Annotated in this window: 23 protein-coding genes and 1 pseudogene; 1 reads left to right on the top strand and 23 read right to left on the bottom strand. The window is 68.2% G+C overall.

What is annotated here, in order from left to right:
- Positions 1-543: 543 nt before the first annotated feature.
- Complete coding sequence (gene nusG / locus A33M_RS20225) at positions 544-1,086, top strand: transcription termination/antitermination protein NusG (RefSeq protein WP_008391289.1); 543 nt, start codon at positions 544-546, stop codon at positions 1,084-1,086.
- 19 nt (positions 1,087-1,105) lie between these two features.
- Here the strand turns inward: nusG and A33M_RS20220 are convergent, their stop codons facing one another.
- The 23 genes and pseudogenes from A33M_RS20220 to A33M_RS20120 form a co-directional block, all read right to left on the bottom strand.
- A complete protein-coding gene (locus A33M_RS20220) occupies positions 1,106-1,333 on the bottom strand; it encodes a DUF2274 domain-containing protein (protein ID WP_008391288.1) in 228 nt (75 codons plus the stop codon).
- 34 nt (positions 1,334-1,367) lie between these two features.
- Positions 1,368-2,510, bottom strand: a complete 1,143-nt coding sequence (locus A33M_RS20215; protein ID WP_008391286.1) for a TrbI/VirB10 family protein — start codon at positions 2,508-2,510, stop codon at positions 1,368-1,370.
- A 77-nt stretch (positions 2,511-2,587) separates the two neighbouring features.
- Positions 2,588-3,577, bottom strand: a complete 990-nt coding sequence (trbG, locus tag A33M_RS20210; RefSeq protein WP_008391284.1) for a P-type conjugative transfer protein TrbG — start codon at positions 3,575-3,577, stop codon at positions 2,588-2,590.
- Positions 3,577-4,263 (bottom strand): conjugal transfer protein TrbF, encoded by a 687-nt coding sequence (gene trbF / locus A33M_RS20205; RefSeq protein WP_008391281.1) that lies wholly within the window; start codon positions 4,261-4,263, stop codon positions 3,577-3,579. Before trbF ends, trbG begins: the two co-directional genes overlap by 1 nt.
- Positions 4,260-5,504: a P-type conjugative transfer protein TrbL gene (gene trbL / locus A33M_RS20200; RefSeq protein ID WP_008391279.1), complete on the bottom strand. Its 1,245-nt coding sequence runs from the start codon at positions 5,502-5,504 to the stop codon at positions 4,260-4,262. Before trbL ends, trbF begins: the two co-directional genes overlap by 4 nt.
- A gap of 1 nt (position 5,505) precedes the next feature.
- Positions 5,506-5,883 carry a putative entry exclusion protein TrbK-alt gene (trbK-alt, locus tag A33M_RS20195; protein WP_040622120.1) on the bottom strand — a complete coding sequence of 126 codons (378 nt, stop codon included), beginning with the start codon at positions 5,881-5,883 and terminating at the stop codon, positions 5,506-5,508.
- A 7-nt stretch (positions 5,884-5,890) separates the two neighbouring features.
- Positions 5,891-6,652 carry a P-type conjugative transfer protein TrbJ gene (trbJ, locus tag A33M_RS20190; protein ID WP_008391276.1) on the bottom strand — a complete coding sequence of 254 codons (762 nt, stop codon included), beginning with the start codon at positions 6,650-6,652 and terminating at the stop codon, positions 5,891-5,893.
- Positions 6,649-9,114: a conjugal transfer protein TrbE gene (gene trbE / locus A33M_RS20185; protein ID WP_008391275.1), complete on the bottom strand. Its 2,466-nt coding sequence runs from the start codon at positions 9,112-9,114 to the stop codon at positions 6,649-6,651. Before trbE ends, trbJ begins: the two co-directional genes overlap by 4 nt.
- Positions 9,115-9,122: 8 nt before the next feature.
- Positions 9,123-9,395: a VirB3 family type IV secretion system protein gene (locus A33M_RS20180; protein ID WP_008391272.1), complete on the bottom strand. Its 273-nt coding sequence runs from the start codon at positions 9,393-9,395 to the stop codon at positions 9,123-9,125.
- Positions 9,392-9,727 carry a TrbC/VirB2 family protein gene (locus A33M_RS20175; protein WP_008391270.1) on the bottom strand — a complete coding sequence of 112 codons (336 nt, stop codon included), beginning with the start codon at positions 9,725-9,727 and terminating at the stop codon, positions 9,392-9,394. The genes A33M_RS20180 and A33M_RS20175 overlap by 4 nt, the downstream gene beginning before the upstream one ends.
- Positions 9,724-10,659 carry a P-type conjugative transfer ATPase TrbB gene (trbB, locus tag A33M_RS20170; RefSeq protein ID WP_008391268.1) on the bottom strand — a complete coding sequence of 312 codons (936 nt, stop codon included), beginning with the start codon at positions 10,657-10,659 and terminating at the stop codon, positions 9,724-9,726. Before trbB ends, A33M_RS20175 begins: the two co-directional genes overlap by 4 nt.
- Positions 10,660-11,100: 441 nt before the next feature.
- Positions 11,101-11,553, bottom strand: coding sequence for a CopG family transcriptional regulator (locus tag A33M_RS20165; protein WP_008391266.1), 453 nt, complete (start codon positions 11,551-11,553; stop codon positions 11,101-11,103).
- Between the two features lie 11 nt (positions 11,554-11,564).
- On the bottom strand, positions 11,565-13,574 hold the full coding sequence (locus A33M_RS20160; protein WP_008391264.1) for a conjugal transfer protein TraG: 2,010 nt from the start codon (positions 13,572-13,574) through the stop codon (positions 11,565-11,567).
- Between the two features lie 171 nt (positions 13,575-13,745).
- A complete protein-coding gene (locus A33M_RS20155; RefSeq protein ID WP_237718430.1) occupies positions 13,746-15,257 on the bottom strand; it encodes a relaxase/mobilization nuclease domain-containing protein in 1,512 nt (503 codons plus the stop codon).
- A 497-nt stretch (positions 15,258-15,754) separates the two neighbouring features.
- Positions 15,755-16,498 (bottom strand): hypothetical protein, encoded by a 744-nt coding sequence (locus A33M_RS20150; protein ID WP_040622116.1) that lies wholly within the window; start codon positions 16,496-16,498, stop codon positions 15,755-15,757.
- 44 nt (positions 16,499-16,542) lie between these two features.
- A complete protein-coding gene (locus tag A33M_RS20145; protein ID WP_008391259.1) occupies positions 16,543-17,028 on the bottom strand; it encodes a S26 family signal peptidase in 486 nt (161 codons plus the stop codon).
- A 23-nt stretch (positions 17,029-17,051) separates the two neighbouring features.
- Positions 17,052-17,516 carry a DUF2840 domain-containing protein gene (locus A33M_RS20140; RefSeq protein ID WP_008391256.1) on the bottom strand — a complete coding sequence of 155 codons (465 nt, stop codon included), beginning with the start codon at positions 17,514-17,516 and terminating at the stop codon, positions 17,052-17,054.
- A gap of 40 nt (positions 17,517-17,556) precedes the next feature.
- On the bottom strand, positions 17,557-17,844 hold the full coding sequence (locus A33M_RS20135) for a helix-turn-helix transcriptional regulator (RefSeq protein WP_008391255.1): 288 nt from the start codon (positions 17,842-17,844) through the stop codon (positions 17,557-17,559).
- Positions 17,845-18,050: 206 nt separating this feature from the next.
- Positions 18,051-18,401 carry a DUF2285 domain-containing protein gene (locus tag A33M_RS25415; protein WP_443213627.1) on the bottom strand — a complete coding sequence of 117 codons (351 nt, stop codon included), beginning with the start codon at positions 18,399-18,401 and terminating at the stop codon, positions 18,051-18,053.
- Between the two features lie 187 nt (positions 18,402-18,588).
- Positions 18,589-18,801: a transcriptional regulator domain-containing protein gene (locus A33M_RS25410; RefSeq protein ID WP_083850576.1), complete on the bottom strand. Its 213-nt coding sequence runs from the start codon at positions 18,799-18,801 to the stop codon at positions 18,589-18,591.
- A gap of 226 nt (positions 18,802-19,027) precedes the next feature.
- Positions 19,028-19,238 (bottom strand): annotated as a pseudogene (locus A33M_RS25115) (ISAs1 family transposase); the annotation flags it as partial.
- A 106-nt stretch (positions 19,239-19,344) separates the two neighbouring features.
- Positions 19,345-20,526, bottom strand: a complete 1,182-nt coding sequence (locus A33M_RS20125; RefSeq protein ID WP_083850575.1) for a Fic family protein — start codon at positions 20,524-20,526, stop codon at positions 19,345-19,347.
- 298 nt (positions 20,527-20,824) lie between these two features.
- Positions 20,825-21,268: integrase core domain-containing protein (locus tag A33M_RS20120; RefSeq protein WP_157223588.1), on the bottom strand; the 444-nt coding region annotated here is incomplete at its 5' end.

Below are 21,268 nucleotides of genomic sequence, written 5' to 3'. Positions count from 1 at the left end.
GCCACTGGGCCGGGTCGAAGGCCGCCGTGGCGAGCACCTCGGTCGCCTTCACGATCGATTCGCGTCCGCCCATGGCGTCCTCCCGGCCTTCGTAACGGGGGCAAAGGCACCAGTGGGGTTGGCCGCCATCTTGTTCGCGTCGCGCCATTATGGGTTGTGGACGCGAAAGATCAATCCGGAAAGGTGACGGGGCAGTCGACCGCACCGTGGTCTGCCGCCGGGAAGCCCCGATCACCAGCGCCGCGATGGTCCGGTTCTACGGCGACCTGCAGGCATCCCACCGCCACGCGAAGCGGATCACGGTCGTCGTCGTCAATGCCCGCCGAAACCGCTCCCGTGAGCTGCGCGCCGACCCGGAGAAACCGACGATATAGCGCTCCCCGGCAACGAGCCGGACACGGCAGCGGCGGACTTCGTCGCAGCGGCCCCGCCTGTGCGTCGCTGTCACGATGTCGCATTAATGACCTTCTAACGCGCAGGTTGCGCTCGAGCGAAAGCCGTGTCCTTGATGGTGCCCGGATGAGATGCCGCGGAGAAGTCGAGATGCTTGACCGAACGGCCGGATGGGACGCTGGCGCGCTGCCGAACGCAGCTTCGTCCTGGATCGTCGTCAACACGCATGCGCACAAGGAACGGGTCGCGATCGAGAACCTCGAACGTCAGTTCTACGGCACGTATTGCCCGATGATACGGACCCAGGTCCGTCATGCCCGAAAAACCTCCCAGGTCCTTCGGCCACTCTTCCCCGGCTATCTGTTCGTCGCGCTCGACCTCGAACGCGACCGCTGGCGTCCCATCCTCTCGACGCTCGGCGTGCGGTCGGTCGTGCGCGATCGCGACACCCCGAGCCGGCTGGATCCCGCGATCATCGAAAGCCTCAAGGCGAGAGAAGTCGACGGAGCGATCGTGCGACCGGCGAGTCCTTATCAAGTCGGGCAGGACGTGAAGATCGCGGGCGGGGCGCTCGACGGGCTCGTGGTCAAGATCATCGCGCTCGGCGAAAAGGATCGCATTGTCGTGCTCCTCGACCTCTTGAATCGCTCCATCGAGGTTCGCATGGGCGCATCGCAAGTTCGTGCCGTATGAAGGGCTTCCCGGTTTCCGATCAGCCCGGATTCTGTTTTTCGCGACGCATCCGGGTAAACGCCCGATCGGTCGCCATGAATTTAGCGATCATCGGCGCGATCAGCTTTCCCGGCTCGACCGCCTGTCCGGTGTTGCGGCCGAGCAGCTCGGCATAGGCGACGAGATCGCGGTGGATCTGCGCAGGCAGATCGATGGTGAGCTTGACGGGCTTGTCGTCGAGCAGCTCCGAAAGCTTCAGCTTGTCCATGTTTGATCCTCTCCACAATGCGGCTTGGTCGACGTCATCCCCGATAGGGCGCAAGGACGAGGTCGCGGTTGACGATGACGCGGACCGGGAAGCCCGGCCGGATCGTCAGGGTCGGCTGGATGTTGAGGTTGCGGCGGACGACCTGCTGGCCGGTCTGGTTCAGGCTGGTGCTGCCGCCGCGCCGAACGGCGCGAAGCAGCTCACCTTCGCTGTCACTCGTCCCGAGTTCGGACCCGACGCCGAGCAGCGTCGAGAGGGCGGCGGCCATGAACAGGCGGCCCCAATGGTGGTCGACCTCGTCCTCGAGCCCGGCAAAACCTTGCGGGTCGGCGGCGGGCTGGCGCTCCAGCACGATCGATCGGCCGTTCGGCAGGATGAGCCGGGTCCAGACCAGGAGGATGCGATCCTGGCCGAAGGCGACCTGACTGTCGTAGACGCCGATCAGCTTCGATCCTTGTGGCACGAGCAGGTACCGGCCGGTCGGACTGTCGTAGACATGCTCGGTCACCTGGGCCGTGACCTGCCCCGGCAAGGCGGAGCGAATGCCGGTGACCAGCGCGGCCGCGATCACGGCGCCGGCCTGGACGACGTAGCGCGACGGTGGCGCGGCGAGGCGATCGGGGCTGACGGTCCGGCGATCGACGGCGGCGTTCAGGAAGGCGAGCTTGCGATCCTGGAGGTTCTGGCCCCAGTCGGCATCGAGCGGCTGCGGATCGGAGCGCACGGCCGGCGCGGTGACGACGTCATCGGCTGAGGGCAGCACCGGGGTGACCGTCGCAGTCGGGCGTGTCGCGGTGGTCGCCGGAGCGAACAGCTTGCTGGTGCGCGCCGCCTCCTGCTCCTGGGCGGAGCGTTGCTGGGCCGGATCGGGCGCGTGCGACGGTTCGGCCGGGGTGACGCCGGCGCTGAGCATCGGCCGACCGAGATCGCCCGGCAGCGGCGGCCCGAGTTTTGGAACACCGGCCGGGACAGTTGCCCCAGCCGGCTTGGCGACGGCCGCGTAGTCGCGCGGCAAGGCGGCGATCGCGTCGGGCAGCGGCTTGTGCTCGGTGCTGTAGAGCTCGCCGCCACTCGCCGGCTTCGGCTTCTCGCGCGAAAACCCCCAAATCAGCGCGCCGGACACGACGATCGACACGCCGGCCAGAAGCCCGACCAGCACCTTACGAGAGAGGCGCATGACGGGCGGGTGCTCGGGCCGAAGGCGGAGCCCGGCCGCGAGATCGTTCGTTCCGGATGAATGGTCCGGGCTCCTACTCACCACATGGATCTCCCATCGGTACGCACGATGCGGACACGGCGCTCGGAACCGCCGTCGCCGAGCCGCAGCTCGGCCGCGGCGAACAGGCGATCGACGATCATGTGATTGCCGCGGACCCGGTAGTTCACGAGCTCCGAGGTCTTGCCCTCCGGGCCGATGATGAACAGCGGCGGCATCTCGCCCTGGCCGATGCCGGGCGGGAAAGCGATATAGACCTTCTTGCCGTCGTCGAAGGCGCGGAGCGGCCGCCAGGGCGCTGCGTCGCCGTGGATCGCGTAGCGGAAGCGCAAGGCGTCGACCTCGAGACCGGTCGCGACCGGAGCGACCGTCTCGGCCGCGGCGTTGCGCTGGTGCAGCGCGATCAGGCGGTCGTGCGGGTAGTCCCACGAGACCGAGGCCATGTAGGTCTTCTCGGTCGAGCGCAGCTCGAGGTGATAGGTCCGTCGGTCGGTGTTGATCACCAGATTAGTGACGAGGTCGGGCCGGGTCGGCTTGACCAGGATGTGGATCTTCTTCGCTGTGCTGGTGCCGCTCTCGGCATCACCGATGATCCAGCGCACCGTGTCGCCGGCCGCGATCGGGCCGGAGCCGACGAGCTGCTCGCCCTCCTGCAGGGCGATGTCGGTGATCTGCCCGGGCGCGGCATAGACCTGGTAAAGGGCGCCCTCCGAGAAGGGATAGACTTGGACGGCGTTGATGTAGCCGGCCCGGCTCGGCTCGACCCGCGCCGCGGTGTTGGCGAGATCGACGCGCTCGCGCGGATCGCGCGGCTCCGGCGGCGACTTTTTGCCCGGGACGGGCTTGAGCTGGCCCGGAAGCGGCAGCGGCTTCGGCAGCTCCACCACTTCGACGGGTCGCGGCGGCTCGACGACCAGCGAGGCGGGCTCCGGCGGATCGTCGTACGCGATCCCCGGCGGCCTGAAGGTGGCGCAGCCCGCGAGCGAGGATGCGGAGAGAACGCAGAGAACGAACGCACGGGACCGCATCAGCCGAGCTCCTTGGACCATGCGAGGGAATGGACGTAGATGCCGAGCGGGTTCTTGCGCAGCCGCTCGGCGTCGCGGGGAAGGTCGATGACGATGGTGAGGATGGCGACCCAGCGCTCGGTCGCGGCGAGGCTGCCGTTCTCGTAGCGGCGCTCGATCCAGGCGACCCGAAAACTGTCGGGCGAGGCGCGCACCACGCTCGCGATCTCGACCGTCACCTGGACCTTGCCGATCCTGGCGAAGGGATCGTGGACGCGGGCATGGTCGTTGAGCGCGAGCGCGCCCTTGTCGGTGACGAAGTCGTAGGCCGTGAGCCAGCTCTGGCGGACGATGACCGGATCGGCCGGGAGCGCCCGCACGTTCTCGATGAAGTGGGCGAGGTGCCAGGCGATCTGCGGGTCGCTGGGACGATAGTTGCCGAGTGCCGGAGCGACGGCCTGGGCGCGGCCCTGGCGGTCGACCTCGACGACCCAGGGGGTGACCGCGCCGCGGGCGTGCTGCCAGACGAGCCCGATCGCGAGGCCCCCGGCGAGCGCGAGATTGCCGAACGCCATGAGCCGCCAGTTGCGAGCCTGGACGCGGGCGGAGCCGATCCGCTCGTCCCAGACCTGTCCGGCCTTCTGGTAAGGGGTCTCGGGTTCGGGCGTGCGGCCGTAACGCACCGAGGGACGGCGGAAGACGATCATCGGCGATCCTCCGACAAGGGAATCGAGCTGCCACCACCGCCGTGGTCACCGGAGCGCACCACATGCGCGGCGACCGAGGCTGCGTGCGCAGCGGTCTGGTGGCGGCGCAGGGTCTGCGCCCATTCAGGGGGACCGGCGGACGGACCGACCGCCGCGGACGACGTGCTGGCGGCGGGTCGGACCATCGCACCGAAGCGATCGGCGACCGCGGAGACCCCGGACCGGGCAACGCCCCCTGCCCCGGCGGCGGCCGCCTTCAGGCCGGTCGCACCGGATGCGGCAGCACTCGTCCGGTAGGCTGAGAAGGCTGCTCCGGCGGCACCGGCGCCAGCGCGGGCTGCGCCCGCGAGCGCACCGGCACCGGCAGTTGCTCCGATCGCGCCGACGGCGCCGATGCCGCCTGCGGCGAGCGCGGTCCCGACCGCGGCGCCGGCGCCGAGCTGCGGCCCGCCGCTGACCAGGCCGTTGGCGATGCCGGGGCCGAAGATGCCGAGGCCGAGCAGCGACAGGGCGCCGAGGGCGAGCGCCATCGCGTCCTCGAAGGTCGGCTGGCCGCCGCCGAAGCCGCGGGTGAACTCGCCGAACAGCGTCGTGCCGATGCCGACCACGACAGCCAGAACCAGCACCTTGATGCCGGAGGAGACGACGTTGCCGAGCACGCGCTCGGCCAGGAACGCGGTCTTGTTGAACAGGCCGAAGGGCACGAGCACGAAGCCCGCGAGCGTCGTCAGCTTGAACTCGATCAAGGTCACGAACAGCTGGATCGCCAGGATGAAGAAGGCGATCAGCACGACGAACCAAGCGAACAGCAGGACGGCGATCTGGATGACGTTCTCGAAGAACGACACGTAGCCGACGAGCTGGCCCGCCGCGGCGAGGATCGGCTTGCCGGCGTCGATGCCGACCTGGGCGATGCGGCCCGGCTGCAGGAACTGGTCGGCCGAGAGGCTCGACCCGGAGGCCCTCAGGCCGAGACCGGCGAAGGACTCGAACACCAGCCCGGCGAGGCGGTTGAAATTGCCGATGAGGAAGGCAAAGAACCCGACATAGAGGGTCTTCTGGACGAGGCGGGTGATGACGTCCTCGTTGGTCCCCGCGGCCCAGAACAGGCCGGCGAGCGTCACGTCGATGACGATCAGGGTGGAGGCGAGGAACGCGACCTCGCCGCCGAGCAGGCCGAAGCCGGAGTCGATGTAGCGCGAGAACACCTCGGTGAAGCGGTCGATGATGCCGGTGTTCATGTCAGTCGGCCGCCCCTTGGCTCGCGGGCCGCGATGGGCCGGCGTCGGGTGCCAATGGCGATGGCTCGCCTTCGGTGGCGCCGGGAGACCGGACGCTCGTTCCCGGAGCAACGGACCCGGTCGGTGCCTCCGTGCTCCGGCTCGATCCGAAGAAGCGGTCCTGGTTCTTCGCCCAGACCGCCCGGCAAGCCGCATCGTCGGCTTCGGCCAGACGCAGCCGCTTGCAGCGGGCGAGCTCGCGCGCAAGCGGGTTGGCGGGCATCTGGGTCGGGCGGCCCGGATCCTCGGCCATGCGGCCCGTGACGGCGACGGCCGTCACGACAGAGGCACCGGCGAGCACGACGAGCACAATGCGAACGAGAGCTCTGGCGACCATCATGCCTCTCCTATTGATTGAACATGCGGACGGGCTGGGGCTGGTAGCCCTGCCCGGTGGTGAGGAAACGGTCGAGCTGGGCGCGTGCCTGCTCCTGGCTGGCGCTGCTGCGGGCACCGGAAAGGCTGTCGGCCCGGGCCTGTGCCGCGAGAACCGCGGTCAGGTCCGCGAGCTGGCGGATCAGCAAGGCGACGAGCTGGTTGCCGGCCTGGGCCGCCTGCAGGGCGCCGACGGCGGCCTGGCTTGCGGCGACCAGCGTGTCGGTCTCACCGCGGGTCGTGTCGAGCGACTGCACGACGCCGGCCTGAACGCGGAGCGAATCCTGGAACGCCGCATGGGAGGTCTGCCAGCGCTCCTTGGCGTCGGAGGCGAGCTGCTGTGACGAGGTCGTGCCGGCATAGGTCTGCGGATAGAGGCGCGAAAACGTGCGGTCGATCTGATCGAGGTCGAAGGAGATGCGCTGGACCTGATCGAGGAGCTGCCGTGTCCTGTGGAACGACTGCTGGATCGTCTGCTGCGACGAATACGGCAGGCTCGTCAGATGCCGCGCTTGGTTGAGCAGCATCTGCGCCTGGTTCTGCAGACCGGTGACTTGATTGTTGATCTGCTCGAGCGCGCGGGCGGCCTGCAGCACGTTCTGGGCGTAGTTCGAGGGATCGTAGACGAGCATCTGGGCGGAGCAGACCACCGGCACGACGGCGAGCGCGCCCACCCCGGCCGCAACACGGATCGCGCTTCCGAAGAACGAACGGCGGGAACACTGCCGGCTCATGAGCTGGCCTCCGTGGTGGATGACGTCTCGGTGTCCTCGGAGGTCTGCTCGGCCAGAAGGTCGGCGGCCCAGGCGAGACCCTTGCGCCGCAGCCAGGCGGCGGCGAAGCCGGCGCGGCCGTGCTCACGAAGGGTCTCGGCGACGGCGGACTGGTCGGACTTGGAGGACGCTGCGCAGAAGGCGAGCGCGACCTCGCCGAGGCCGAGTTCGAACAGGCGGTTGCCGCGGCGGGACTGACAGTAGTAGTCGCGCTTCGGTGTCGCGCGGGCGAGGATCTCGATCTGGCGCTCGTTGAGGCCGAAGCGCCGGTAGATGGCGGCGATCTGCGGCTCGACAGCGCGATCGTTGGGCAGGAACAACCGCGTCGGGCAGCTCTCGACGATGGCAGGCGCGATCGTGCTGGTCTCGATGTCGGCGAGCGACTGGGTCGCGAACACCACGCTGGCGTTCTTCTTGCGCAGCGTCTTGAGCCATTCCCGAACCTGGGACCCAAAGGTCGGATCCTCGAGGACGAGCCAGCCCTCGTCGATGATCAGCAGGGTCGGCCGGCCGTCGAGCCGGCTCTCGAGCCGATGGAACAGGTAGGTGAGGACGGCCGGAGCGGCGTCGGTCTCGGTCAGCCCCTCGGTCTCGTAGGCCTGGACGTCGGACGCGCCGATCCGCTCGGCTTCGGCATCGAGGAGCCGCCCCCACGCTCCGCCGAGACAATACGGCTTCAGCGCCTGCTTCAGGGCGGCGGACTGCAACAGCACCGACAGGCCGGTGAGGGTCCGTTCGGACACGGGCGCGGAGGCGAGCGACGTCAGGGCCGACCAGACGTGCTCCTTGGCGTCGGGCCCGACCGTCACGCCCTCCCGGTCGATGATCGCGGCGAGCCACTCGGCGGCCCAGGCGCGCTCGGCCGGATCGTCGATCGCCGACAGGGGCGCCAGCGCGACCGGCTCGGTCGCGTCCTCGGAGAGCCCGCCGCCGAGATCGTGCCAGTCGCCGCCCATGGCGAGCGCGGCCGCGCGGATCGAGCCGCCGAAGTCGAAGGCGAACACCTGGGCGCCAGGGTAGCGGCGGAACTGCAGCGCCATGAGGGCGAGCAGGACGCTCTTGCCGGCGCCGGTCGGGCCGATCACCAGGGTGTGCCCGACATCGCCGACATGAAGCGACAGCCGGAACGGCGTCGCACCGTCGGTCCGGGCGAACAGGAGCGGCGGCGCGTCGAGGTGCTGGTTCCGCTCGGGTCCGGCCCAGACCGCGGACAGCGGGATCATATGGGCGAGGTTGAGGGTCGAGATCGGCGGCTGGCGCACATTGGCGTAGACGTGTCCGGGGAGGCTGCCGAGCCAGGCCTCGACGCCGTTCAGGCCCTCCAGCATACAGGTGAAGCCGCGACCTTCGATCACCTTGGCGGCGAGCCGGAGCTTCTCGTCGGCGCTGCTCGGGTCGTCGTCCCAGACCACGACGGACGAGGTCACGTAGGCTTCGCCGGCAAGGTCGGCGCCGAGCTCCTGGAGGGCGGCGTCGGCATCGAGCGCCTTGTTGTGGGCGTCGCTGTCGAGGAGCGACGACGCCTCGTTGGTCATCGCCTCCTTCAGAATCGCGGCGACCGATTTGCGCTTGGCGAACCAGTGGCGGCGGATGCGGCCGAGCACCTTGGCGGCATCGGTCTTGTCCAGGCAGATCGCCCGGGTCGACCAGCGGTACGGGAAGGCGAGCCGGTTCAGCTCGTCGAGGATTCCGGGCCAAGTCGCCGAGGGGAAGCCCGCCACCGTGAGGACACGCAGATGTGCGCTGCCGAGCCGCGGCGCGAGGCCGCCCGTGAACGGCTCGTCGACCAGGATCGCGTCGAGATACATCGGCACCTCGGGGACACGCACCCGGTGCCGCCGCGTCGAGACGCAGGCATGCAGCCAGGTCAGCGTCTCGGCGTCGGAGAGCCAGGCGGCTTCCGGCACAAACCCGTCGATCAGGGCGAGCACCCGATCGGTGCGGTCGACGAAGGTCGTGAGCACCTCGTTCGCAGCGGCGCTTCCGTCGGGGGTACGACCCTCGTACAGCCAGGCCTCGGCGCGCGCGGCCTCCTCGGCCGGCGGCAGGAACAGAAGCGTGAGGTGGTAGGCGCTCTCGAAGTGACTGCCCTCCTCCTCGAACTGCGCCCGGCGCTCGGCGTCGACCAACGCCGAGGCCGGGTCCGGATAGCTGCTGGCCGGATAGTCCTGCGCCGGGATGCGGCTCGCCTCGACGAACACGGCCCAGCCGGAGCCGAGCCGGCGCAGGGCATCGTTGAGCCGTCCGGCGACGCCGACCAGCTCGGCCGGGATCGCCGACTCGAGGTCCGGGCCCCGGAAGCGCGCCGTGCGCTGGAGCGAGCCGTCCTTGTTCAGGACGACGCCTGGTGCGACCAGGGCCGCCCAGGGCAGGAAGTCGGCGAGACGCTGCGGCTTGGTGCGGTATTCGGCGAGATTGAACATCGAACGGCTCAGGCACCGAGGTGGGTGGGGTAGCGCAGGTGCCGGCGCACGACGTCGACGAACAGGGGATCGCGCCTCGCCGCCCAGGCCGCCGCGCCGTGCCCGGCGAGGCCGAGCACCAGGCCGACGATCCACAGGCGCAGGCCGAGGCCGATCGCGGCGGCGAGCGTTCCGTTGAAGATGGCGATGGCACGCGGCGCCCCGGCGAGCAGGATCGGCTCGGTCAGGGCGCGATGGACCGGCGCCTCGAAGCCGGGGAGCAGGTCAGTGCCAGTCGTCACAGCAGCGCTCCGCCGCCGAACGAGAAGAAGGACAGAAAGAACGAGCTCGCCGCGAAGGCGATCGACAGGCCGAACACGATCTGCACCAGACGGCGCACGCCGCCCGACGTATCGCCGAAGGCGAGCGTCAGGCCGGTCATGATGATGATGATCACGGCCATGATCTTGGCCACCGGCCCTTCGATCGACTGCAAGACCTGCTGAAGCGGCTGCTCCCACGGCATGTTCGAGCCGGCCGCATGGGCCGGAGCCGCCATCAGCGCAAGCACGGCGGCCGAGGTCGTCGTGAGAACGAAGTTGCGGACGGGATTCGTCGCGGTCGAGATGGTCATGCGGGCTCTCCTGTCGTGAGCATGGTGGCGGGTGCGAGGACATAGTCGCCGGCCGGACCGATCCCGGACACCGCGGCGAGCTCGATGAGACGGCGGTCGCTGCCGCGGCCGGCCAGAACGGCGATCACGTCGATGGTCTCGGCGATCAGAGCTCGTGGGACGGTGACGACCGCCTCCTGCACCAGCTGCTCGAGACGGCGGAGCGCCCCGAGCGCCGTTCCCGCATGGATGGTGCCGATGCCACCCGGGTGACCCGTCCCCCAGGCCTTCAGGAGATCGAGCGCCTCGGCGCCTCGCACCTCGCCGATCGGGATACGGTCGGGACGAAGCCGCAGCGACGAGCGCACGAGATCGGCGAGCGATGCGACGCCGTCCTTGGTCCGCAGCGCCACCAGATTCTGGGCCCTGCACTGAAGCTCGCGCGTATCCTCGATCAGCACGACCCGGTCCGTCGTGCTCGCGACCTCGGCCAGCAGCGCGTTGACGAGCGTCGTCTTGCCGGTCGAGGTACCGCCGGCGACCAGCACGTTGCGGCGCAGCGCGACGGCGGCACGGAGCGTTGCCGCCTGCTCGGCCGTCATGATCCCGGCCGCGGCATAGTCGTCGAGCGTGAAGACCGCGACGGCCGGCTTGCGGATCGCGAATGCCGGGGCTGCGACGAGCGGCGGGATCAAACCCTCGAACCGCTCGCCAGTCTCCGGCAGCTCGGCCGAGATCTTCGGCGAGCCGGAATGGACCTCGGCACCGACGTGATGCGCGACCAGACGGACGATCCGCTCGCCATCTGCAGCGGACAGGTGCTCACCGGTGTCCGTCAAGCCTTCGGCGAGCCGATCGACCCACAGCCGACCATCGGGGTTCAGCATGACCTCGACGACGTTCGGGTCGGCGAGCCACGCCGCAATCGACGAGCCCAGCGCGGTGCGGAGCATGCGTGCCTGCCGCGCTACAGCCTCGGTCCTACTTTCGGATCGTCCCACCCTATCGTCCCCCGGCTGGACCCGCCGACAGCGGCGGAGCACCGGGGTCGATTAGAAAAGGCCACTCGGGACGAGCCGCAACAAGCAACTCGTCGTCGTAGTGCTCCGGCGCGGAAAGGCAGGCAGAACGGAGGGACCGTGAATGGATGGCTCGGATCGAGCACGACGACATCGAGCAGAAATCAGATCGAACGGCACGAGCTCGGAACGAGCCGAAGGTCACGGTCGCGATGAGCTCGCTCATCGGCACGCCGAAATCCCCGAACCCGATCGGGAACGAGAGAACGGACGAAGCGGAGCATCAAAATCACGCCGCCGTACCGAAAGGCAGGAACACGAGCAGGACGGCTGCTTACCCTATCGCGGCATACGCGGCGATTACACCACGACGCATCAGCGCGGATCGTCCTCGGCGTCGCACGCCGGCGTGGGCGACGCGCGTCGACCCTCGACCTCGATCGAGACCTCGTGCACGAAGCTGTGGCCCTTGGCGACCCGGCGTCCGAGCGCATCGACAAAGGATTGGTAGCGCTCCGCGCCGGTCGCCTTGGCGGCCGCCCACGCGGCGTCAGGGACAGGCGGGGTGACGGTCAGCCAAAACCGCACGAACAGCGCGACGGCTTCGCTCGAGATCGCGACGTCGCGCGTCAGCCGCTCGACCTGTCGGCTCAGGCGGTCGAGCCGGCGAGCAAAGGCCGCCTCACGTCGGTCGTCGGCGTCCGGCGACAGGAACGAGGCGACCGCGGCCTCGACGATCAGGGATTTCGAGAGGTTCCGCCGGGCGGCGAGATCGGCGACCCGCTGCAGGAGCTCCGTCTCGAAATACACGTTCAGGCGCGCCTTCATGCAAAGCTCCGTCAGAGGTCGATGCCGTCGTTCGGGTCCATTGCCGCCTGCCGGGCGGTTCCACGCATGCGCTGCCCGAGCACGTCGGCAGGCGGCGGCGCGTCGTCCATATCGTCGTCGACGAGGTCGAACTCGCGCCGCGCTGGCGGCGTCTCGGGAACGATCGCCTCGTGCTCGGGCAGCTCGGGTTCGCGACGGATGCCGGCATTGTCCGGGTCGCTCGCTTGGGTGAGAGACCCGGCGGCCGAGCCGTTCGCGGCAGGAGAGACCGGGATCGGGTCACGGGAGCCCGTCCAGTCGTCGGCCCGTGCTCGGGGTCGGCCGCCGGGACCGCCCATCCCGGTCGAGGCCGAGGGGGGCGGCATCAGCCGCGCCGTAAGGCGTCTGTCCTCGTAGTAGCGGGCCTTCTTGGCGCGGATCGGGGGCAGGCCGGCGACGAGAACGAGCTCGTCGGTCGCCGGCAGCTGCATGACTTCACCGGGGGTGAGCAGAGCCCGGGCGGTTTCCTGGCGGCTCACCATGAGGTGACCCAGCCAGGGCGAGAGCCGATGGCCGGCATAGTTCTTCATGGCGCGCAGCTCGGTCGCCTGACCGAGCGCGTCGGAGACGCGCCGCGCGGTCCGCTCGTCGTTGGTCGCGAACGCCACCCGGACGTGGCAGTTGTCGAGGATCGCGTTGTTCGGCCCATAGGCCTTCTCGATCTGATTGAGCGACTGCGCGATCAGGAAGCTGGTGAGGCCGTAGCCGGCCATGAAGGCGAGCGCCGACTCGAAGAAGTCGAGCCGGCCGAGCGCCGGGAACTCGTCGAGCATCAACAGGAGCCGGTGACGGCGGCCCTTGGGATCGAGCTCCTCGGTGAGCCGCCGGCCGATCTGATTGAGGACGAGGCGAACCAGCGGTTTTGTCCGGCTGATGTCGGACGGCGGCACGACCAGATAGAGGGTCGCCGGGCGCACGCCGTCGACCAAGTCCGCGATCCGCCAATCGGAGCGGCACGTCACCGCGGCAACGACGGGATCGCGATAGAGGCCGAGGAAGCTCATCGCGGTCGAGAGAACGCCCGAGCGCTCGTTCTCGCTCTTGTTCAGAAGTTCGCGGGCGGCCGACGCGATCACCGGGTGCGGGCGGTCGCCGAGATGCGGCGTCACCATCATGGCCCGCAGTGTCAGCTCGATCGGGCGGCGCGGGTCGGACAGGAAGGTGGCGACGCCGGCCAACGTCTTGTCGGGCTCGGCATAGAGGACGTGCAGGATCGCGCCGACCAGGAGCGAGTGGCTGGTCTTCTCCCAGTGGTTCCGCCGTTCGAGCGCGCCTTCCGGGTCGACCAGGATGTCGGCGACGTTCTGGACGTCGCGCACCTCGGCGTCGCCCCGCCGGACCTCGAGCAACGGGTTGTAGGCCGCGCTCGCCGGATTGGTCGGGTCGAACACGTGGACCCGCCCGAAGGTCGCGCGCCATCCGGCGGTGAGGCGGACATTCTCGCCCTTGATGTCGTGGACGATGGCGGTGCCCGGCCAGGTCAACAGCGTCGGCACGACGAGGCCGACGCCCTTGCCGGAGCGGGTCGGCGCGAAGCAGAGCACGTGCTCGGGACCATCGTGACGGAGATAGCTGCGGCCGAGCCGGCCGAGCACGACGCCGTTTTGTCCGAGCAGACCGGCGGTGCGCACCTCCCGCTCGGTCGCCCACCGGGCCGAACCATAGGTCGCGGTGTCCTTCTCCTCACGGGCGCGCCACACCGACATCCCGACCGCGATGGCGATCGCGATGAAGCCGCCGGACGACGCGATGGCCGCCCCTTCGAGGAAGATCTTCGGCGCGTAGGCGTCGAACCGGAACCACCACAGGAAGAACGCAGGCGGCGGATAGAGGGGAACACCGAAAACCTCGGTCCAGGGCTGGCCGAGCTGCGGCTGATAGGCGAGCCGCCAAGCCGTCCACTGCGTCGCGCCCCAGGTCGCGGCGAGCACGATCAGCGAGACGACGAGGACCTGGCCCCAGAGGATTTTTGTGGCGGACACCCGTGTTTCCCCCGCAGTGACCTCGCGACTAAACGGACGGGGCGAGCGACCTGCAACGGGCCGAATGGGACCGTCGCGTACTGGCGTAGGCGGTCGTGCAATGACCGGGGCAGCGATGGTGGCTCGGTCGGAGATCGATCCGGGGGCTGCTTGGTCGCGCAGGCGGAGCACCTATCCGATGCCGAGCCCGCGCTGCCGGCCGAGCGTCCAATCGATGCCGCCCGCTCGAACGAGGCCGGAGACCTGCCTTCCGATATGGGGCTCGAGCGACGGGCGCCACGGCACGAGCGAGAAGCCGAGCCCGTCGTTGATCATCGCGAACCGGCCCGAGGCGAGGGCCAGGCGCTGGCGATAGACGCCCGCGATGGACTCGCCCTCGGCCGTCGCGCGGTAGACAAGTCCGGTCTCGGCCGTGATCCGGGCCGTTGCGGCATCGAGGTCACGCCGCCGCAGTGTGGCGAGAAGATCGCGGGCGAACACGACGCGGCCGCCCTGGCGGCGTGCGAGCCCCTCCCCAACCAGATGATCGACGCGCCGGTCGAGCGCGTCGCGCACCTCGCGGCCGAAGCCCCCCTCCGACAGCGCCGCCTTGTCGCGCACCAGAAGCTGGTGGTCGAGCCAGGTCGCACCCTTCGCCATCACCTGGGCCTCGAGCGTCAGATCGGACCGCACGCTCAGGATCCGATTTGCTCTGCTCCCGCTCTCGGCCTCGAGATGCCGCACGGCCACGATCCCACCGACCGGCGGGGCATGCTCCAGCCGATCGATATCGGGGAAGCGGACATGGTGGAGCCGGCCGTCGACCCCGTCGATCACGGCATAGGCTTCGCCAGCGAGCTCGTCGTGCAAACCCTTGGCGATCAGACGCCCGGTGACCGTCGGGCGGTCCCTCTCGCCATGGATCATGTAGTCGCAGACCGGGCGTTCGATCCCTTGCTCCGCAGCGGCACGATGCATGATCTCGATGATGTCGCGGCGGGCGCCGAGGTCGCGAAGCGTGCGCTCGGCATCCGGAACGAGCGACCACCGTGCAGTCCCCTCGGACCGGGCGAGGCCCATCTGCTCCAGGCGCTGCAGCCGGCCGATCATCCGCCGGCGGATCTCCGGATCGGTCTCGCTGTCGGACGACATCCGCAGATCGATCAGCCCGGCTTCGTCCGCATGACGCCCGATCGCCGTGTCGAGCCGGGTCCAGCGGTCCGCGCCGACGTCGCGGTCGAGCGATGCCCACATATCCCGCTCGGTCTTGGGACCGAGCTCGATCGTGACGAGGTGCTCGGCGCGCTCCCGCATGCCGCGGGTGATGTAGTCCCGGCTGATGACGAGATTGCGGCCGTCGTCGGCCTTGCCACGCACCAGCAAATGCACATGCGGGTTGTCGGTGTTCCAGTGCTCGACCGCGATCCAGTCGAGCCGGGTGCCGAGGTCGCGTTCCATGTCGGTGAGGAGGTCGCGCGTGAACGCCTTCAGATCGGTGAGGTCGGAGGCCTCTTCCGGACTGACGATGAAGCGGAAGTGATGGCGGTCGCCTGCGCACCGCTCGACGAAGCCCTTCTCGTCCGCCTCGCCGCCGGCGTCGAACATCCGCGCCCTCTCGCCGTCCCGGCCGACGCCCTCACGCCGGAGATAGGCGACATGGGCGGCGAGCGGCGCCGCCCGGAAGGCTCGGCCGCGGTGGCGCATGATGCGCGCCTTGACCAGGACCCGGCGCGTCGGGTCGAGAAGCCGGCGCCCGCTCGATGCCGCCCCTCGCCCGCGCCCGAACGTCGAACGCCGTGACGACGGCGACCAGCCCGGTCGTGAACGCTTGCCAAGGTGACCCGCCTTCTGGGCGGCCGTCAGGACCTGGCCGACGAACGTCTTGGGTCTCGCGCGGGCGCCTCGGTTGCGGATGCGGCCGGGCCGGACCCGCAGCTCGTCGGAAGGCCGATCCTTTGTCACCGGCGCCGCTCCTGTCGCGCAGTGCCGCCATCATCCTTGTCGCTGCTCGTGATTCTGTTGGAAGCGGCACGCCCACCGACCGATGGCACCGCCGAATGCCAAGTCCCGCTCAGGACTTGGCATGACCGGCGTGCCACGCCTTTTATCTTGCAATCCGTCGGTCGTGATCTTCTCACGTCTGCTCTCCCGCGTTCTCCACGACATGATGCGACCGCGCTTCGACCGCGACGGACCAGAGTTCAGGGCTCCCGCCGCGACGAGCGAGGCACGAACAGACCGTCGGCCGGCGGATCGTCGGCGCGTGGTCCGACATTCGATTTGCGGTCCGGCTGCACGGAATCCCCTGCCGAGCCACCAATCGATGGTCGCTCGGTCGGCTCATCGGAGAACGCTCGGCGCACTGGAAACAGCCGACTGTTGCACCCGCGCTCACGGTCGTCGTTCACCGGATCCCGCCTCGACGAAGGGACGTCGGACGTCGCCGTCTGCAGGTCGAGCACCACGTCGCGGCGCTCGAGGCCGGTCTCCTTCGGCATGTCGAAGTCCGGGGCGTCACCACTGACAACGGATGCGCGAACAGCGGACGCGAACCTCGTGTCTGGCCGCTCCCAGGACCCGCGATACGCCGCGACTGCGCAGAAGGTTGGATCGACGTCCCTCCGCCCGCTCGCCTTGCAGCGCACCTTCAGCTCCGCGATCCGGCGCGCCGCGGTCGCGATGTTCGGGCACGGCAAGAACGTCATCGTGGTCACGGCTAACGGGGTTGTCGGGAGACCCGTCAACCCGATCCGGATCGTCGCGGTCACGCGGACGGCGCGTGCTTCGGCCACTGCTTCCCGCACCTTCCGGAAGACGCGCGGCTCGGCCTCGCCCGGAACCGTGAACGACCACGGCTCGCCACCGGATTGATGCCAGACGAGCGCATGCATCAGCTTCGGCTCGACGCCGATCGCACACAGGGTGACGAGCGTCACCAGGTCCATCGCCGGTCACTCCGAAGGTTTTGGTCACGTGATTTCGTCCAGGGTCATTCCTCCGACACCCAGATCGGGGTCGCACGCCCGACGACACTGTCGACCGGCAGAGGCCCGAAGTAGCGGCCGTCGAACGACAGCGGCTCGTCCCAGTTCATCAGAAAAACCTCGCCGGTGCGCAACACCCGGCAGCCGCTCCACACCGGCAACGGCCGTCCCTGCCGGTCGTGCTCGAGCGCTCGCCCCATGGCGAGGGCGTCGACCACGATCTCGAGCCCGGTCCGGCAAACCGTCTGCCCCGGTAGAGCGAGCACGCGCTTGATCAACGAGACACCCTTCGGAAGAACACCGCGGTCGGCGAGGTCGGTCGCGAGCGGCTCCGGCGGCATGGCGACGACCAGGTCGGTGACGGCGAGGTCGCGCGCCGGATGCACGGCGTAGAGCCCGATCGGCACACTCGCCGAGACGTTCCAGACGAACGAAGGTCGCGGCCTCGGACCGAAGGTCGCGACGACCAGAGCCGCCGCAGCCGCCGTCACGACAACAATCGAGACGCGGCCCCTCACGGATGAACCCTCCGACGACGGAGCCAGGCTTTGTGTTGGTCGCGCGTATAGGACCTGGGCTGCTCGTTCACCAAGAGACGGTTGTGGACGTGGCGCCAATGCTCGGGAGCAACGTCGATCGGATCGATCCCGAGCGCCTCGATCGGATCGATCGCGCGCAGCACCTTCTCGACCTTGGGCCAACCGGAGAGACGTAGCAGAATGTCGGCACCGGGATGGATCGTCGCGACCGTCGTGTAACGTTCGCGCGGCGCGACTGCCCGCAGGATCAGGATCCGAGAGGCGATCGTGCCGTAATCGTTGGCGGACCATCGAACGACCGCAAAGACGCTGTCCGGCGCGAAACTGACGACGCGGCAGCTGCGGTCGACCGGGTGCTCCTCGGCAACACGGCCAAAGCGAATCCAGGACTCGATGCGCTTTGCCATCCACACCAGCTCGACATGGGTGAGACACGTCATAGTTCGCCTCCAATCTGGAACACCGCCGGCGCAAGTCCGCTCATCGTCGTGGAGGAGTGCGGGGCGGAGGGACCGTCGAGACAGCCTTGCGCTTGGCCGGATGGACGGTCCCGACGCCGGGGTCGGAGGTCGAGCTCTTGGTACCGAGATCGGTCCAGGCCTTCAGATCGTCGAGCGCATAAACGACGCGGCCACCGATCTTCCGATACTTTGGGCCCGTCCCGTAGGTGCGATGTTTCTCGAGCGTGCGACCGGACAGCCCGACGAAGCGGGCGGCCTCGGGCGTGCGCAGAAAGCGCGGCGGCAATCCAGAAAGTGGGTCGGCCATGACGGCTCTCCATGGTGTCCATGATCACCGCCGGACATCGGCGGCGCATCGGCATCACAATGGCGAAGCACGACCGCGGAGGGGGATGGTGAAAGCAGGCGCGCGATCTACGCCACCCCATCGCGGGGCCTGGAACGTCCTTCTCTAGCCGGACGCCTGGCCGCCGACACGATCAGGACGTCGACGTGAAATGACAACGGAGCGGATCAGCCGCGCAGCAGATCGAGATACCCGCCGCACATCAGGTCTGTGCCGGTGCGGGCGAGGCGAATGGTGCGATCACGCAAATCGTGCGTCTTCCACGCCGGTCCTTTCGGGACACGCGCATCCCCGAACAATCCCGCAGCGATCGAGCGATAGACATGCCCGGCGAGACGGCCGTCGAGCGCACGGAGCGCCAGCACGAGGCGCTGTCGCCGTTGTCGCGTGAGGTAATCGCCGCGGCGACGTCGGCTCTGTCCGTTCAGGAGACGCCACAGCTGGAGCGCAGCTTCCGCACGTGCCGGAAAACTCGGGTCGAGCGGGATGAGCGCCGCGGCCGGACTCCTCTCGGACATCCCGGTCATCAACACGAGCGGCAGACGCTCGCCGGCATGGTCGACGAGAACGCAACGGCCTTCGCTCGTGATCCCTTGCTGGTTCAGGACGAGAGCGTCGATGGTTTTCCGGTCATCGAAATTCTTCGGGGCGGGTGCGAGAAGAACGACCCTCGGGTCGCGCTTCGGCGACCAGACGACCGAAATTTCATCGGCGCTTCGCTCGGGATCGACCGCGAAAGGGCATCCCCCAGCGTCGAACAAAAAGCTCTTCCGTGGAAGCAGGACGCCGAACGGCCTTGCGATAATCGCGTTGGTAAGCGGGATTGCGCCGCAAGAATTCCCAGGCGAGATCGGCAGGTTCGAGATCTGAAACGTAGGCGTAAGCGGTCGGTGACCGCCAATCGGATCCAATTGGCATCCACAGTCTCCGTACGTCACGCAAAGAATGCACTTACACGTACGGGGGCAATTCAGAGTCCAAACGCAAAGTGGCGATTCCGGGAATCGCCTGTTTGAAGTGCCGATTTTTTGCGACAGACAATGTCCAAAGCGTCACAAACCCGGTAAGATTACTATCATTATCTCTGCGAAAATTGCGACCGCGGTACGAGATTCATTCGCCTGGAGCGGGCTCATCACCAGGGCTATCGCGTTTGGCGGAGGAGCTCGAGGAGGAAATCGTCATTCGATCCGGCATGCCTGAGCTTTCCGGCGAGTGAGCCTTTGGTCTGATCGGCGCGGGCGACGTTGAGGGCCAGGCGGCGGAGCACGGCGAGGTTTTTGCGGGCCGTGGTCGCGACGGTTTCGCGCGGTATCCTCGGCGACGACGACGTCGAGTCCCCAGTGGAGCGCGTGGTGAGTGGGCCGGAGGAATTTCACCCCCGGCCTCTCTCAGCTCAGGACGGCGCGGGAGCCTCTCGACTCATACCGCTCCCATCAGGCAAACGCGCGTGCCCGGCAGTCACGCCTCAAAACGCGGCGTGGCTATAGCCGTTCCGGGATAGAGCCGGGGCAACCATCTCTCGACAACGCTGATCGGGAATCCTAGCCGGACCGGGCTTCGAGGTGTCGGCGAAATCAGATACCCTGCGTCAATGAGCGTGTTGAGCACGGTGCGCGCCTGCCGTGTCTCGTAGCCGGTCAGCGCCGATGCGGCGCCGCGGGAGAACTCACCCGCCATGACCGCCTCCCGCAACAGCGGCCAGGAGCCCCTGGGGAGACGCTTGGCGCGGATTTCCTCCTCGCTCCAGATCTCCATCCGGCGCAGCAGCTCCGGCGGCTCCAGCAGTTCCTCCATGAAGCTGACCTGGTCGACGCAGGTGTCGAGAAAGAACGCGCAGAAGGCATCGAGACCCGCTTGCGTGAGATTGCCCCTGCCGTCCAGGTCTCCGCGCCGCGGGCCGTCGGCGGCCATCAGCAGCGCCTTGTACTCGGTGACGCTGCGCGCCAAGCCGCGCGAGACCGACCACAGCTCTGAGCCGACTCCCAGTTCCCGCATAAGTGCATGTGAGAACAGCCGCGCCACGCGGCCGTTGCCGTCCAGGAACGGGTGAATCCACAGGAGCCGGTGGTGAGCCGCGGCGACCCCGATCACCTTGCGCAATTTCGACAGGTGGTTGCCGCCGTAGGCCTCGACCAGACGATCAAGAAACGGCTGCAGGTCCGTAGGGTCGGGCGCAACGTGGAGTCCCACCCGAACATGGGAGTCTCTCAGCTCGCCGGGAATGACGCGCTTCCGTTCGCCCGTATCCGGGTTCGTGACCCACAACAGCTCGTCGGGCAGTTGCTCGCAGAATTTCCGGTGCAGCCATAAAATGAACTCGACCGAGAGGACGGGGGCCGGTGCCTCTCCGTGGTCGATGAGCCGTTGCACGTCGATATGCGCGCGGGCTTCCAATTGGAGGTTGCGGCGCTCAGGCTCGTCGTGGAAGTCCCCGGCCATTGCGCGGTCGATATCGACCGGCAGGGTCTGATGCCCCTCGATCAAGTTCGAATAGTAGCAGTTCATCGACCGGACCAGGTCGCCGACCGTCCCCCGTAGGATGGGGTGCAAGCGTGCCGCAAGGGCGTTGCTCTTGGCTACCAGGTCGGTAGCCGCATCCTCGAGGCGATGCCCGGAATCCTCCGGCATCATCGGTTCCATCGTCGATGTCGATGTCATTCTTTGCCGCTTTCATTGCCGGTCAATTATCTACGCTTGGCAAACGGTTGTGCCTAGTGATGCGGTTGAAATTTGCCGCTTAATTTGCCGCTTCGGCGGGCTGCCGCTAGCCCAGGAGCGCAGAGTCTACTGGGCATGTCCCCGCCAAGCCCGTCCGGCGCCCTACGGCCTCTGCACGCAGAGAGCAGGCAGCCACGCGGTCGGGTGAAATGGACCCCGAGGCGAGGACCACTGGCGTGGCATTCTTGGTTGGAAGCTTGGCTGCTCCTGCCTTCCGATATCATGCCGCCAAACGTTTTGTCTGCGGCGTTTGCGGCTGTGGGCTTGTTGGCAACGCGCTCACGTTGTCCAGCATGTCCACAGCCTCGTCGGCGGCACCGGCGCGCCACACCGCCATTGGCGTGCGATAGCCGAGCGCCTGATGGAGCCGCTGCTCGTTGTAGAACGTGATCCATGCGGCGATACCGGCCTTCGCCTCCCGGCCGTCGGCATAGTGCTTCAGGTAGACGTCCTCGTGTTTCAGCGAGCGCCACAGCCGTTCGATGAACACGTTGTCCATCCAGCGCCCCCGACCGTCCATCGAGACCCGGATGCCGGCCGCGAGCAGCGCGCCGGTGAAGGCCGCCGAGGTGAATTGGCACCCCTGGTCGGTGTTGAAGATCTCCGGTTTTCCGAACCGTGCCATCGCCTCCTCGAGCGCCGCCAGGCAGAACGAGGTGTCCAG

It is taken from the genome of Rhodovulum sp. PH10 (assembly GCF_000293785.1).
Taxonomy (GTDB): domain Bacteria; phylum Pseudomonadota; class Alphaproteobacteria; order Rhizobiales; family Xanthobacteraceae; genus Rhodoplanes.
Note: the sequence above shows the minus strand (reverse complement) of the source record. Positions and strands in the feature narration are given on the sequence as shown.